At 38.1% G+C, this 15728-nt stretch carries 13 protein-coding genes and 1 tRNA gene; 5 read left to right on the forward strand and 9 right to left on the reverse strand.

Annotated features, from left to right (window positions below):
* Nucleotides 1-126 precede the first annotated feature (126 nt).
* On the reverse strand, nt 127-2541 hold the full coding sequence (locus FNN09_RS16245) for a prolyl oligopeptidase family serine peptidase (protein WP_143303484.1): 2415 nt from the start codon (nt 2539-2541) through the stop codon (nt 127-129).
* A 247-nt stretch (nt 2542-2788) separates the two neighbouring features.
* Between FNN09_RS16245 and FNN09_RS16250 the strand changes: the two genes are divergently transcribed.
* Nucleotides 2789-2998 (forward strand): DUF3820 family protein, encoded by a 210-nt coding sequence (locus tag FNN09_RS16250; protein ID WP_143303485.1) that lies wholly within the window; start codon nt 2789-2791, stop codon nt 2996-2998.
* A gap of 51 nt (nt 2999-3049) precedes the next feature.
* Here the strand turns inward: FNN09_RS16250 and FNN09_RS16255 are convergent, their stop codons facing one another.
* Together FNN09_RS16255 and FNN09_RS16260 are read right to left on the reverse strand one after the other, a co-directional pair.
* Nucleotides 3050-3943: a DUF3078 domain-containing protein gene (locus tag FNN09_RS16255; RefSeq protein ID WP_143303487.1), complete on the reverse strand. Its 894-nt coding sequence runs from the start codon at nt 3941-3943 to the stop codon at nt 3050-3052.
* Nucleotides 3944-4005: 62 nt separating this feature from the next.
* Nucleotides 4006-4833 (reverse strand): mechanosensitive ion channel family protein, encoded by an 828-nt coding sequence (locus FNN09_RS16260; protein WP_255434147.1) that lies wholly within the window; start codon nt 4831-4833, stop codon nt 4006-4008.
* Nucleotides 4834-4978: 145 nt separating this feature from the next.
* Here FNN09_RS16260 and FNN09_RS16265 point away from each other — a divergent pair, with 145 nt between their 5' ends.
* Both FNN09_RS16265 and FNN09_RS16270 read left to right on the forward strand, forming a co-directional pair.
* Nucleotides 4979-5590 carry an HAD family phosphatase gene (locus FNN09_RS16265; RefSeq protein WP_143303489.1) on the forward strand — a complete coding sequence of 204 codons (612 nt, stop codon included), beginning with the start codon at nt 4979-4981 and terminating at the stop codon, nt 5588-5590.
* A gap of 6 nt (nt 5591-5596) precedes the next feature.
* A complete protein-coding gene (locus FNN09_RS16270) occupies nt 5597-6223 on the forward strand; it encodes a trimeric intracellular cation channel family protein (RefSeq protein ID WP_143303491.1) in 627 nt (208 codons plus the stop codon).
* Nucleotides 6224-6250: 27 nt separating this feature from the next.
* On the opposite strand, the gene FNN09_RS16275 is transcribed toward FNN09_RS16270, so the two are convergent.
* From FNN09_RS16275 to FNN09_RS16285, 3 genes are all read right to left on the reverse strand, one after another.
* Complete coding sequence (locus FNN09_RS16275) at nt 6251-8254, reverse strand: tetratricopeptide repeat protein (protein ID WP_143303492.1); 2004 nt, start codon at nt 8252-8254, stop codon at nt 6251-6253.
* Nucleotides 8255-10387: a tetratricopeptide repeat protein gene (locus FNN09_RS16280; protein ID WP_143303494.1), complete on the reverse strand. Its 2133-nt coding sequence runs from the start codon at nt 10385-10387 to the stop codon at nt 8255-8257.
* 128 nt (nt 10388-10515) lie between these two features.
* Entirely contained in the window at nt 10516-12225 is a 1710-nt protein-coding gene (locus tag FNN09_RS16285; protein ID WP_143303496.1) for a M23 family metallopeptidase, read from the reverse strand.
* 213 nt (nt 12226-12438) lie between these two features.
* On the opposite strand from FNN09_RS16285, the gene FNN09_RS16290 reads away from it, so the two are divergent.
* Both FNN09_RS16290 and FNN09_RS16295 read left to right on the forward strand, forming a co-directional pair.
* A complete protein-coding gene (locus FNN09_RS16290) occupies nt 12439-13197 on the forward strand; it encodes a NigD-like C-terminal domain-containing protein (RefSeq protein WP_143303497.1) in 759 nt (252 codons plus the stop codon).
* A gap of 217 nt (nt 13198-13414) precedes the next feature.
* Nucleotides 13415-13488 (forward strand) — tRNA-Arg (locus FNN09_RS16295).
* A gap of 335 nt (nt 13489-13823) precedes the next feature.
* Here FNN09_RS16295 and FNN09_RS16300 read toward each other — a convergent pair.
* From FNN09_RS16300 to FNN09_RS21365, 3 genes are read right to left on the reverse strand one after another with little or no spacing between them, the layout of a single operon-like run.
* Nucleotides 13824-14342, reverse strand: a complete 519-nt coding sequence (locus FNN09_RS16300; RefSeq protein ID WP_143303499.1) for a DUF2490 domain-containing protein — start codon at nt 14340-14342, stop codon at nt 13824-13826.
* A gap of 12 nt (nt 14343-14354) precedes the next feature.
* Entirely contained in the window at nt 14355-15494 is a 1140-nt protein-coding gene (locus FNN09_RS16305) for a membrane dipeptidase (protein ID WP_255434148.1), read from the reverse strand.
* Nucleotides 15433-15600: a hypothetical protein gene (locus FNN09_RS21365; RefSeq protein ID WP_221932519.1), complete on the reverse strand. Its 168-nt coding sequence runs from the start codon at nt 15598-15600 to the stop codon at nt 15433-15435. The genes FNN09_RS16305 and FNN09_RS21365 overlap by 62 nt, the downstream gene beginning before the upstream one ends.
* Nucleotides 15601-15728: the final 128 nt, after the last annotated feature.

Here is a 15728-nt window from a genome sequence, read left to right on the forward strand (position 1 = left end):
TTCTTTTGTTCTGAACAACTTAATCCCGTATAAAAATGGATCGCATCTTTAGAGGCAAAAAGCCTTAAGATGCGATCCTTTGTTTTGCTACAAAAGCAGTGAGCTGCTTAGCTCACCAGCTATAATCTATTTTTTATTCTTTACATATTTTTCCATCCACTGATCTTGTTCCCACAACATGTGTAAAACAGATTCACGGGCTCTATAACCATGACTTTCTGATGGAAGCATTACCAAACGTACCGTAGCTCCTAAACCTTTTAAAGCATTAAAATAGCGCTCACTCTGCATTGGGTAGGTTCCTGAATTATTATCGGCCACACCATGAATTAACAACAAGGGGTGCTTCATTTTACTGGAGTTCATAAAAGGCGACATGGTATTATAAATATCTGGTGCTTCCCAGTAATTGCGTTCCTCACTCTGAAATCCAAATGGAGTAAGCGTTCTGTTATAGGCACCACTACGAGCAATTCCAGCTGCAAATAAATCGGAATGTGTCAATAAGTTAGCAGTCATAAATGCACCGTATGAATGCCCACCAACGGCAACACGTTTACGGTCAACATAACCTTGCTCATCTAAATAATCGATGGCCGCTTTGGCATTAGCCACTAATTGAGGTACAAATGTGTCGTTAGGCTCCTCATCTCCCTCCCCAACAATTGGAAAAGAAGCATCATCTAATACTGCATAACCTTTCATAACCCAAAATACAGGAGAACCATACCAAGGGTAGGTAAATTCATTAGATGAAGCAGTAACCTGCCCAGCACTTTGCTTGTCTTTATATTCTGTTGGATAAGCCCACATTACAAGCGGTAAACGCTCTTTGTTATTCATATCGTAACCTGCTGGCAAATATAAAGTACCCGATAGAGGTAATCCATCTTCACGTGTATATTTTACCACTTCTTTGTGCACGCCAGCCATACTTTTAAACGGATTTTCGAACTGTGTTACCGGACGAGGCGCCTTGCGTGATTTGATATTTCGTAGGTAATAATTTGGGTAATCGGTTTGGGACTGAACACGTGTAATAATTTGTCCTTTTTTAACATCAATTATTTTAGAAATCGTCTCCAGGTTGGTCTTATTTTCTGCTTGATATAAACGAACCGTTTTCTTAGTGCTTAAATTCATTTTATCAATAAATGGCTTCTGTCCTTCTTTTGAGTGACCATCGCCTTCGAGGTAGGCATAACCCTTATCTAGCACAAGTACATTACGATGATATTGATTACGCTCTGTAACAAAATTACCTGGGTCGCTATAACGATCCTGATAATTACGATCATTCAAAACTTCGGGTTCCTGCGAAGGGTTGGATGGATTAAATAAGTAGGTTTTGGTATTACGAGTATTCCACCAATAATCGTAGGCGATGGCTGCGTTATCATCGCCCCATGTGATACCTGCAAAACGATTGATCGATTTAAAAATAGATTTCGGTTCAGTATTAAATGGTGCTGGCCATTCAAATACCTCATCGCGATACGCTGCCTCTACTTCAGGGTCTCCTTTATCAAGCACAACCGCCCAATATAAAGTCGCTGGCTTATCAGCTCGCCATGCAATATCACGCTTCCCCATGCGCTCAGCCATAAAACCTTGTGGTAGTTCCTCAATCAAAGGTACTTTTTCTATTACCTCTAACTTCTTACCCATTTTGTCGACCAACCAAAACTCTGTTGGAAAGCGGCGGTAAGGAACAATGTATGAAAACGGCTTTTTAACGATAGATACAATAGCATAATTCCCATCGGGCGAAAAATTAACACTTCGGTAAATAGCTTTTGAAGCCCATTCTTTCGTTTGTCCGTCTAAAGCAACAACCTTAAGTTCCGATTCGGCCAATGATACAAAATTCTGCTCATCCACCTTGTCTTTTAATAAATCCTGATAAGTTCGATTTTGTGCTTTCTGCCCTTCGTTTACAGATACAATTGGCCCAGTGGGTATTGCATTTAACTTATCAATGATTGCCGCTCTTTTCTCTGGCATCATTTTTACAACTAATGAGTTGTTATCTTTCATCCATTTAAAAGGACTACCCAGATTACCGTTTAGTGTTCCTTCACTTAACTTATGAGCCGTGTTTGCTTCAATGTTGATGTACCAAAGCTCCGTACCCACATTTGTGGTATTAGTAAAAGCCATTTTACTTTGATCGGGCGACCACGAAAAGTTTGATAAACGGGCATTTTGAGGCATTCCTGCAACTTCAACAATCCCTTTCTTTTTCATTAACTTAACATTGTTCGAAAAGCGTGTGCGCGAAGAAACATTGGTAATTGGGTTGGTACGAATGCCGGCTAACTTTTTTTCTTTCTCAGATAATTCACTTATGGTTTTATACTGATTACGGTACATAAGCACTAGTACCGATCCATCGTCGTTAATAGCAGTTGATGGAGGTAAGGGCACATCTGCCAGTTCCATAATTTCTTTAGATGGTTCTTGATACTTTAAATCGACTTGGGCTGAGGCACTAAAGCCAAGCAACACAAGTAATAATACGAGCGTACTAATTTGTTTCATGAGTGTTTAGATTTTTATACCGCCTGGGTATGTGGTTACATATAACAATAAAATTATTGATTTTATACAGAAAGTTAAATTACTGTTTTATATCTAACAAAACAACAAACAACTTTACATACTAAACCCGGAATGTGCATTGGTGCAAACAGTGTTTTATCGAACTTCTCCTGATAAAGTAATGAATCGAGAATATTATAGTATCTGAACTCAAGTAATAATAGTACTTTCGCCAAAAACTATAATTATGAATCCAAAACTACTGGAAGTACTCACCACCATGCGCATGCCATATGGCAAATACAAAGGACGAATTTTGTGCGATTTACCTGAGCCTTACTTGGTTTGGTACCATAACAAAGGTTTCCCCGAAGGTCAATTGGGTATGTTACTTCACACGCTCTACGAGATTAAACTAAATGGCCTGGAATACCTTTTAAAACCCTTACGTAAATAATAAAGCCCAACATAATTATAATGCCGGGCTTTAATGTGAATGTGTTTTTATTTAATTACCGAATTTATAGCTTACCCCAAATCCGAAAAGCTGTTTGAACTGACCTCTAGGGCCATGAACAACACTCTCTTCATCAACAAAATTAATATCATCGTCGTAAATAAAGTTCACTGATGCTATTGCACTTAGGTAATCGTTAACCTTCATGTTAAATGCCAGCTCCCAGTCAATATCAATGTTCTTTGGCTTTTCGCTTAAACTCGAGAACAAATCCAAACGCGTATTAAAGTCTACATTCTTTATTAGATCGGTTTTTTTGGCTAATACTTTAACCGACGCACCATACTCTTCACGCGTATTCTTGCCTTGATCAACACCAAAAGCACCAGCATCAGATAAAGCTTCATCCAACACAATAGTTGTTTTACTTGTTAATGGCGACATGTAAAGCGAGAAATTATCATTTGGTTTATAATCAAAACCCAAGGATAAATTAAGATAGGCAGGCGACATAAATTCTGATAACTTAAGTGTGTTTTCTGGTGGATCATTATATCCTACGTCAAACTGGGTTTTAAAATCCAAGAGTGCGGTATAAAACCATTTTTTTTCGCTACCAGCTGCATAACCAAATTTAGAAGTATAGTAAAGCTTATCCTCTGTTTTTACCATGTTATCGGAGCCTTGCTTGGTTAATCCGTAACCTAAATCAAAGAGGTTTTCCCAGCTAACATTTTCTTTGGCGTAGTTAAAATGCATGTTCAACAAAAAGGTACCTGCAAGGGAGTTTTTACCACCGGCAGCCCAATTGGTTAACGAAACCTGGTTAAATGTAAACGCCGGTGTGGCACCAATCGTCCAGTTTTTAATTGAATCGTTATCTGCTGTTTGTCCATAAGCCATAACACTTACAAGTAACAAGCAAATACTTAAAACTTTCTTCATAAAAGTAAATTGATTAAAAAGAAATGCTCTACCGGATGCAGAGCATTATTAGGGGTTAATAATTATATCTCGTTAAACATGTGTACATCGCGCTGAGGATATGGGATAGTGATACCTTGCTTGTCAAATTCTTTTTTGACAAATTCCATCATGTAAAAGTAAACAGCCCAATAATCTTCCGTTTTTGACCATACACGCGTAACTAAATTCACTGAACTATCTCCATGTTCCAATACACCAACAAACATTTCTGGATCTTTCATAATCAGCTCATTCTTGTTTGCCACCTCAAGAATAATGTCGCGGGCTTTATCTATATCATCGTTGTAACCAATGCCAAACACAAAATCAACGCGTCGTGTGGGTTCTTTTGTGTAATTTGTCATGGCTCCAGTTGATAGGCCACCGTTTGGAATTATAACGATTTTATTATCCAGAGTAGTTAAAATCGTATTGAAAATTTGTATCTCTTTAACAATACCTGTTTGCCCTTGTGCTTCGATGTAATCCCCTACTTTAAATGGTTTTAGGATTAAAAGAATAACACCACCTGCAAAATTTTGTAAAGTACCCGATAAAGCCATACCTACAGCTAATCCAGCAGCACCCAAAATAGCAATAAACGAAGTCATGTTAACTCCCAGATAGTTTATAACACTAATAAACAAGAGAACTTTTAATGTCACCGACGATAAACTCACCAGAAAGGGAACCAGTGTTTCATCAATTTGTTGAGATGCTAACAGGTGTTTAAAACCTTTAATTATTTTATTGATAATCCATAGACCAATGACAACAATGAGGATTGCCACTAATATTTTGAGTCCATTGGCGATAATCCAGTCATAAATCTTCTGCCAGTCAAAATCCTGCATACTAAATCCATCCATAATTTTTGAGTTAAGTTTGAAATGTAATTTTGGATTAAACATATTAGCAATGCTAATGTTTAAGCAAAGTTATGAATTGTTAAAGCAATAAAATTATTTTTCACAATCATAATGTTTAATTTCGCGGCACAAAAAAAAGAAGCACATGAACAAGCAATCGAAATCAAACCCAAAAGCAATACCCGTAGCTGATAATATTAAAGGTCTCATCTTTGACATGGATGGCACTCTGGTAAACAGCACACCCATACATTATAAAGCATGGTTGGAAGCATGTCGCCCTTTTGGCGTTGAGTTCAGTTATGACTTTTTTATTACCCTAACTGGCAGGCCTGTTGTTGAATTAAGTAAAGACCTGATTGCTCGTTATCAAATGGACATCTCTGCCATTGAACTGGTAAATAAAAAAGAACAACTTGTTGAAAATAACCTGCACCATGTACAACTGATACAACCAGTTATTGATGTAATGGATAAATTCCAGGGCAAGCTCCCAATGGCTGTTGGCACAGGTGCCAGTCGTGAGCGTGCACAACGTTTACTTAGCGACGCAGGCATTATTGAGCGTTTCGATATTATTGTGACTTCGGATGATGTGGATAATTACAAACCGCACCCTGATACATTTTTAAAGGCAGCTAAAGGCATAGGCGTAGATGCAGACTGTTGTTTAGTATTTGAAGATGGCCATTTAGGAATTGAGGCCGCAAAAAGCGCAGGCATGAGCGTAATTGATGTTAAACCTTATTATGAATAAATACCAATGCCTTCATTTGACTTAATACTGTTATTTGACTATTTAGGAACCATGGTTTTTGCCATTAGTGGCACATTAACTGCTGGCCAAAAGAAGCTTGATATATTTGGTGCTACCTTTATTGGTTTTGTTACCGCAATTGGCGGAGGTACTGTTCGTGATATCATGTTGGGTAACTTGCCTGTTTCGTGGATTCAGACCAATGCTTATTTTTTCTTGATTATTGCTGGGGTACTAATAACAATCATTTTTAAAAAGGCTGTTCTCAAACTACGCAACACACTGTTTTTATTTGATACAATTGGAATTGGCGTGTTCACGGTTATTGGCCTTGAAAAAGCATTAGCATTTGGCATTTCAGCGCCAATCGCTGTGATTATGGGCCTTTCGTCGGCTGTTGTAGGTGGTATTATACGCGATACCCTTACCAACGAAGTACCCGTATTATTCCACAAAGAAATATATGCGACAGCCTGTATTTCAGGTGCCATCATCTACTTAATCTTGTTTTATCTGACGGTACCAGTGGTGATATGCCAATTGGTTACTGTGGTAACAATTATTGGCATCCGAATTTGGGCGGTTAAGTACAATGTGGTAATGCCAAGTATATGGAATAAGGATAAAGAATAAAACAAGCTAATTCCTTACCAAAGACTTTTACTCATCAAAGCCAAGGTGTTCAGCAATATTTTTGTACTCTTTGGCTTTGTCAAAATCCCCTAATTTCTCACAAGCTTCCCCGAGATAATAATAAGCGTCGGCTTTATCTTTTTTAATTCGCGTAGCCTGTAACAGATCATTATAGGCTTTTTCGTACTTCTTTAGTTCGAGCCTGGTACGTCCTCTATTATACATTACTTTATATGACTTCCGCTTTATTTTAGAGGCCTTGGTGTAATCTTTTTCAGCATCTTCCAAGGCACCCATTTCAACATGTAAGCCTGCACGTCGTACCAAAGCATCAAAAAAATGAGGTTTAAGCTTTAGGGCTTTATTAAGATTTGCCATGGCTGATGGTTTGTCGCCAAATTTAAGGACACACTCATTAGCCATTAAATAATATTCTCGAGCAAACTCTTCTACACTTTTTTGCTGCCGCTTAAGGGCTGAGTTCAGTTCCTTCACTTCGTTTTCGAGCTTTGTAATTTTACTCAAACGCACAGCAATTAATCGCTGAACCGATTCTACCGATAGGGATTCCTGCTTTTCATTAGCCATGGCAAAAGACTGAACAGCATCAAAAAAGTTATTCTCATTAAATTGATCCTGAGCAGCTTTGTATAAATCCTGCGCTTTAGCTTTTTGCAGTTCCTTTTCTATTAGCACCTTGTTATTGGCTGCTTTCGAAAAACTAACCACCTCACTATTTACAATCACATCACGTGGCGATATTTTTGTTTTTAACACAATACCTTCCAGTGATATACAACGTGATAATGCCACATACAATTGTCCGCCTGCAAAAGCACCTCCTGAGAAGTCAAGCATCACTTTATCAAATGTTAAGCCCTGACTTTTGTGCACCGTTATGGCCCATGCCAACTTAAGCGGATATTGTGTAAAAGAGCCCAACTCCTCTTCTATTATTCGGTTATTCTTTTCGTCGTATTTATAACGTATGTTACGCCATACTTCTTTTTCTACCAAATGTATCTCATCATTCTGCAGCTTTACAGAAATGCCATGTTCATTCATTTCTTCGATACGTCCTAAGCTACCGTTGTACCAGCGCTTTTCCATATCATTTTTGACAAACATTACCTGCGCATTTTCTTTCAGAACCAATTCTTTTAAAGTGGGTAATCCGCTATCGGGAAATTCTCCTGAGATACGCCCCTGAAACTCGTGCTCCTCGCCTTCCAACTGTTCCAGTTTATTATCGTTGATATAGTCAACCGTATCACGACGAGTTGCCAGAGTAATAAAAAATTCATCAATAGGACTCTGAAAGGATGGATCAAAACGTGCGTTGATGGCAGCAATATCATTATTACCAGCTTGTTTCAATCTAATCTTGTCCAACAAATTAACAAAGGCATCATCATTTTGTCGATATACCTTTTTCAACTCTATCTGTACCAAAGGAATTTGTTTAAATACCCGTGCTGAAAAGAAATAAGGCGATTGATAAAAGCGACGTAATATTGACCAGTCATCACGCTTTACAACGGGTTCAAGCTGAAAAACATCACCCACCATTAAGAGCTGAATACCTCCAAATGGTTGATTCATATTCTTGGTAAATACACGCAAAACCCGATCAATAAAATCAAGGATATCACCACGAACCATCGACACCTCATCAATTATTAACAGGTCTAACTCCTTAATTATTTGAGTGTGTGCCTTGCGGTACTTTAAAAAGTCGAAGATGCGTCCCTTTTGTGTTGACAAATCCGGATCATCGGGCAAAATTGGCCTAAATGGCACTTTGAAGAACGAATGAATGGTTACACCGCCTGCGTTAATGGCAGCAATACCAGTTGGCGCTACCACCACAAACTTTTTATGCGTATGCTGGCATATGTATCGTAAAAAAGTAGATTTACCTGTACCAGCACGCCCCGTTAAAAACACCGATGAACTAGTATGTTGAATCAATCTCAGGGCATCCTGAAATTCAGCGTTATCAGTATCAAAATTTTCTGGTAATACACTCATCTATTCTACTTCTGCTACACTTTCATCAGCCACGGCATCTTCCGATCCATAGCGTTTAATTACGTTATAGGCTTTGTAAATACCCAACTCTCCAGCTTTACTCAAGTCATTGGTTCCCTCTGACTCTTGCTTTAGGTAAATACGCGTTAATCCGCGGTTAAAAAAAGCTTCGGCAAATTCAGGATTTAACTCTATGGCTTTGGTAAAATCTTCCAAACCCTGCAAAAAGTTCCTTTTTAAACACTCAACAATGGCGCGATTATAATAGGCAAACTCAAATCCTGGGGATAGTTCTATTACTCGATTGAGATCATTAATAATCAATTCGTAATCCAAAATATGGGAGGTTTTGGCCGGCTGAACCTTTGGAGTACTTTTGGTTTTAATTGGCCCACTTAACATGACACTGTTTGGCGCTTGTGTTTCTTCCTCAAGAGCTTTGATTATCTCTACCATTTTATGGCGTGTGTAAGCTCTATTAAACAAAGCTACCACATTATCAGGGTTCGATTTCAAAATTTCATTATAATCAGCCATGGCGTTGCTGTAATTCATCGAAGTACTATACAAAGATCCCCTGGTAATAAGCATCTCTCGCTCTGTTTCAGGATCTTGTAGCTCTTCGGTTATGGCACTTATGTCGCTCACCATCCGAATGTATTTCAAGCCCTCTGCTTCTATCTCCCTATTGGTAATTACCATGGGTGTTTTGTAATACTCCTTTTTATTAAAAGCCACCACTTCTTTTTCATAGTAGGCTGGTCGGGTAAGTACTGTATCGCCCGAATAATAGGTTAAACCAAATACGGGCTCTAAATCAATAAAGATGTTGCGATTTTGGACCTTACCCCTTATACTCTCAAAACGCTCCTCCTCTTGTTCATCGTCACCAAAGTCATCTAAAACAGCTAGCTTATCGTAATTACGAATGTCCTTATCCGACTTTTTACGTGTCTGCTTGCTCTTCTTTTTACCATCCTTATTATCATCCTCGGTCTTATCCTGTTTTTTATTGGAAGCCATAGCATCACCACTTCTCTTATCGGCGTTTAGCTTAACAGCGGTCATGTAATCAAGCTCAGCACCATTCATATCACCCAGGTTTTGTTTGGCAATACTTCGGTTATAGTAGGCCGGACCGAAATTAGGATGATTTTCTATGATGATATCAAAATCGGTAAGTGCCTGCTTATTTTGCCCCAACTCGACATACAAAATCGCCCTATTGTATAAGGTCAATAAATCGTTAGGATCTAATGCCAAGACACGCGAAAAATCTTCTATAGCTCTATTTTTATCACCTATTTGAGCACGTAGTATCCCACGGTTATTATAGGCTAAACTGTTTTTAGGATCTAACTCAATCACTTTGTCGAAATCGCTCATGGTTCCTCTTAAATCGTCCAATTGATAACGAATTACACCACGCGTCATGTAGTAACCTGCAAAATCATCCTTTAATTCAATTACCTTATCATAGTCAGCCAAAGCTTCCTCAAACCGCTTCATCTGGTAATACAAAATACCTCTGGAGGCAAAACCATTAGACATGTATGGATTCAACTTTACTACCTTACTAAAATCTTCAAGAGCTCCTATGGAGTCACCTGCATGTGTTTTTGCCGCTCCCCTGCTTAGGTAAGCACTTAACATCGACGGATTGGATTTAATAATGATATCGAAATCTTCAATGGCTTTATCAAACTCCTCCAATACAGAATGGCTATTACCCCTATTTATCAACAAATTAATATTTTCGGGTTGTATTTCTAATCCACTACTGTAATTCTCAATCGCCTTTTCGTGGTTATCCCTTTTACTCATGATAATACCTCTGACATTGTAGGCATCAATCAGAAAAGGATTTTTACTTAAACAGGTATTTAAATCTACTTCGGCTCCATTGTAATCTTCAAGATAGTACTTAGCCAAACCACGATAAAAATAAGGATCGGATAAGTAGGGCTTTACTTTAATTACCTTATTAAAATGCTGTATGGCCAACACATAATCTTCGAAGTAAAGGGCATTTTTACCGATGGTGAGCATCCTGTCGGTATTAATTTGTGCCGAAGCATTAAAACTCACTAAGCAATTTAGGACTAATATTATGAGGGTAATCTTTTTCAACATAAAGCAACTTAAATTTCAATGCGAACAAATATACAACAGTTCGCGGTTTTAGACTGATGAATTGGTAATTATGTCAATCATTGACACCTTACAAAACTGCGCTTTCACAAGCAAAAATTACGCCAATACTAATTAGAAAACTGAAATGATTTAAGTGATTCATTTCCGCAACCGTCAACAACCTTCACCTGTAATTCATGTTGCCCCCTCTTTAAAAATGGCATGTGCTTAAAGGTCCCTGTTAAACGATAATTTTTTGCGTCGTAATCAAACAGGGCCCACTGACCATCAATCAGGCACTCGTAGGATTTTATTCCACTAAACTCATCGTTAATAATTAATTCGATGGAAGCACGAGAAGAATAGTTATTGTTTTCGGGGGCTTTTCTTAGTTTTATGGTAGGCGCAATTGTATCAATGGCCACTGTAAAGCGACCAAACCCTCTGGTACTAACACTTAACTCGCTATCCTTTACTTTACCGCCAATGGCGTATGTTTTGTTGGCACTGGAGACTCCAGCTATTAAAAGCTTTTCGTTATAATGCAGTAGGGAATCGGGAACAGGGATTGTCACTGTCATGGAACGATGCAAGGGTATTTCCTTGTCGCCAATAATATACACTGGCCCTAATAATCCATCTTTATCCTCCTTATGAACAAACAAATCGATATCCGTATAAAAAGTTTTGGCAGGGATCGACAACTTCATTCCCAAGGTATCCAGCTTAAAAGCTTTATTATAGTTAACTTTTATAAAATTGGTCTTACCTATCGACTTAGCTGGCAGTGGTGCTTCTCCAATTACAGTAAAAGCCAAAACGGATCTATTTCCTACAAAATCTTCAATCACAAATTTGAATATCTTTTTATCGCCCGGCTTAATATCAGCTGAATACTCGTTCTTAACCCCATATAAACTCAAACGGTTATTGGGTTCAACAAAGCCTTTTTGAATAACCTTGCCTGTTCGTTTCTTTTCGGCATAGTCGATGTGTGAATTGATGTAGCGCGACTCGGCAAAACTAAACTTGTCAATTTTAAAATTATACACCAAGGTATCGTTTACAAATAAATCCATGGTTGAAATACCACATTTACGCCACGAACCAGTTAGATAATCAATGACCTGAACTCCCACACCTATTTTACCATAGGCTGTAAACTTGGTAGATCCTTTGGGATGAAATGCCCGATCGTAAAAAACCGTTGGCACAAACACATCTTTTCGTTTACCAGCAATACTTGCATCATCTGATAAACAATACAACTTCATTCCTTGTACCTGAGGGCGCACATCATCTGGTATATCATCCCTAAACTGTAATGGGTTCATTGGTTTTTGGCTGGCCTTATCGCGCACCTCGTAATGTAAATGTGGCCCACCAGAACCGCCCGAATTACCGCTATAAGCAATCACTTCGCCACGGGCAACCTCTAGTTCGCCTGGCTTAAAAAACAGCTCAATGGCAAAGCTTTTTTGTTCGTACTGGCGTGCCCTAATTAATGAGTCAATACGATTCGAATACCTTTCTAGGTGAGCATATACAGTAGTAAATCCACCCTCATGATCAATATACAAGGCTTTTCCATAACCAAAAGGCGATACTTTTATACGCGATACATAGCCTTTATCTGAAGCATATATTCGATAACCTGTTTTTCTATTGGTCGTTAAATCCAATCCCGAATGGAAGTGATTAGAACGCAACTCACCAAAACTACCACTAACCGATGGACTCAATTTCATAGGTTTAACAAAGCGGTTGGTGTTATCCTGCGCAATTATATCAATACCAATAATACTTATCAATGTTATCAAAAAAGCAAATTGCTTCATGCTACTCCCTCATCTTTAAATAAAAACCCTTGCCAAAAATAACTTTCTGACCTTACATAAACAACCATAAACAGCGAGTGTTCATCTATTTTTACACAAGCTCTTTCTTATTTTTTCTTCTAAAAAGTTAAGCAATGTGAAAAGCATTAACACTGGCACGATATTTATTGAAAAAATAAGTAACTGTAAAATAAATCTTTAAACACAACAAACATGAAGAACTTAAAATTTATAATGATTCTGATGCTTGCAGGGTTAATAAGCCATAGTTGTTCTGATGATGATGATGGCTATTCGTTAAACGACATGTGGCTGACCATTGGAAATATTGAAGATGACCCCAGCACCAACATAATTACAACGGATGGTGGTACAAAATTATTTATTTCAGCACCAGCTGGTTTAGACCATGGCTTCGAGTTGGGCGATCGCATGTTTATCAATTTCACAATATTGGGCGATGCGGAAGAAGAAGAAACTGTTGACCACTACGTCTTACTCAACGGCTATAACAAAATTCTCACAAAAGAGATTGTTGAACTAACGGAGGAAAATGAAGAAGAGATTGGACATGATCCCTTATGGTTCAAAAACCAAAGTGAAAACGTTTATATCGCCAATCATTACCTGAATGTTGATTTTATGTATGAAGGAGCACCGTGGCATACTCATTACATTAATTTGGTTTCTGATGAAAATGCACCCACCAACGAAGAGGGGATTCCTGTGTTGGAGATACGGCATAACGCCAATGGGGATGAATATACCACGCCACCTTTAAGAGCATTTGTTTCGTTTGATTTAAAGCAATTGCAAGAACCTGGCAAAACAGAAATTACGTTTATTGTCAAATCAAATGGACGAACAGAAAGTGAAAACTTTGAGAAAACGTTTACCTATCAATATGATGATGTCGAGCCAACGCCAATGAAAAACATGGTGATTGATGATTTGAGCAACAGCATGGAATAATAGGTTTCAGCTTAAAATACTACTTTGTAAAAGGTTATTCATATTTGATGAATAACCTTTTATTTTTTTCAAACAGCCAACACGCTATAAGTCTTAATGTTGCTGAATACTGGCAAAAATAATTGGATTTTTTATCATTTATAATTTGGTGTTTTAATCAGCTTTTATCTATATTTGCACCGCATTTGAGAACAATGGTTCACAAATCAACCTAAATGGTTCCGTAGCTTAATTGGATAGAGCACTGCGTTACGGCCGCAGAGGTTGCAGGTTCGAGTCCTGCCGGGATCACTAAAAAAACCAGTAAATCAATGATTTACTGGTTTTTTTTTATTTCTACACATAGCTAATAAATAATAGTCAAGCTAACCATTTTAATGTCCTTCCATCATTTCATTTCTATCCTTCGCCTATAGCGATAGACATAAGCATGATCAACCTTAGAAATTAATATACTTTGCAGGAACATATTTATATCCTTTGTTGATATTTATTACCAACTGAACTACCAAACTTCCCTGATAATTCCATGAGTCACCCAAGTTTGCAGCTCCAGCAAAATAAGAGAAGTTTAAGGCGTGCTGCACATCTATTAAGTAGGCAAGCCCAGCTCCGCCTCTAATATATTATATGCCTTGAAATTGATCATTCCAACTATAAAAAATCCCAGCCAAACCTGTTGCAATAACCTTTTTACTTACAATGTTATTATAAAATGTAATGTAGCGTAAACCAAAATCAGTGTTATCAGGCTTAAAGTCTGCTTGAAATTTAACTTGATGAACCAGCTGGTGCTTTAGCTCTTCTCCTTTATTAAAGTGATCTTTTCTTAATACACCAATACCTGGACGATATTCAGTACTATTGGGCCTGAAACTAACTCTAAGGTCAGGCACTATTTCCCAATTTTTATTGGGCATATAAGACGATACACCCTCTATATACCAACGATCTAGTGTTCGGGCATTTTCTATTAAACGAGTTTGTAATTCTCCTGAATATTTCCACTTGTTCTTTCCCCAAGAAACCTTATTACCAAGAAAGATTTGATTATCCCATTGCTTGGGCTCTTCCTGAGCGAATAAAACATTGGAGGTATTTAAAAATATACCTCCAATTAATAATAGGATAATCTTTTTAGTCATACTATGATTTTCTTAACGTTCCATAAATTTCTCACGTTGCTCCTTAACAAACTTGTCACGTTCTGCCTTATCAACAGGGTCTTCTTCGGGTGAAAAGCCTTCCCAAACTTCACGATATACACGTATTTTGTTACTAGCATAAATCTTGGCTATTTCTTCATTGGTATAACCTCTTTTCCAAAGTTCATCAGTTATAGCGGGAAGAATTTTTGCTAATTCGCCACAACCTGTCGCTCCTTTATTAAAGGCGTTTACCATGTAACCATCATCGGAATACATGGCTGCATTTTTGGCAACAAAATCCATCGTTGGCTTGGTCGTAAACATATCATCTGATGCTATTCCAACATGGTCAACACCGAGCAATTTCACATAGTAGTCTATCATATCTGCACATTGCTGAGGCGTGATATCATCTGGCCATATACCATCCATCATCCATTCTGTAAAGGTAGGTGAAACATAACCTCCTGATTTTACCACACGAAGTGCTTCCTCATCCGAAATATTTCGATAGCACCCCCTCTTGGTAGCTTTTGCTTCATTTTTATACAATCCTGCTGGTAATGAATGTGTAAACACATAGGGTACGCCAGGGTATTTTTCATCCATGTAATCCATTATACCGTGGGTTGTTTTTGGTCCCATGTGACTAAGGTCAACTATGATACCATGCTTTACCATTTCATCGACAACAGACAAGCCCCAACTGGTAACACCAGTATTGTTACCATTAAATTCGGCTAATGAACCTGAGCCAGCTCGAAACAGATCGTTATAAGCCAATATCATACTACCTACTCCCATCTCCTTTAGGGTAGCAACCTTTTTGAGATCTCCATTCAAAATAGTAGATGTTTGTGAGTTCCAAACAACGGCTGTTGTATTTCCACGTATGTGCGCTGCCTCAATATCTCTAACACTACGAACAAAAATATACTTGTCGGGGGTTTGAGCCATAGTTGATTTCCATTTTTGATGCTCCCACACAAAGTTTTCCCATGTATGCCCAGCTGCTGCCAGTGTCATACTATGCCCTGTTATACCACATGCTCTGGATCGGTCGAGGTAGTCGTGTAAATGTTTGTCTTCAGTCCACCCTGCCCCATAAGGACAAGCAAAAAAAACCAATAACAATGGTTTCGTGCACAAATTCTTTCGCTTTATCAGAAGCTTCCCAGGTTTTGCTTTCTTCACTGGCAAATGTGACACATAAAGCCAAAGTTGCCAACAATAGAGTTAATGTCATTTTTTTCATGTGTTTATAATTTTGTTATTCTCTGACATAGAGTTTGTTTCAAAATAAGTTGTAAACGCCAAGAAGTTAAATTTTCATGTTCATGCTCGAGGCAATAGTCCTGTGTGCTTAGCGTTTGAAGTCAGTTT

The organism is Carboxylicivirga sp. M1479 (assembly GCF_007097485.1).
GTDB lineage: Bacteria > Bacteroidota > Bacteroidia > Bacteroidales > Marinilabiliaceae > Carboxylicivirga.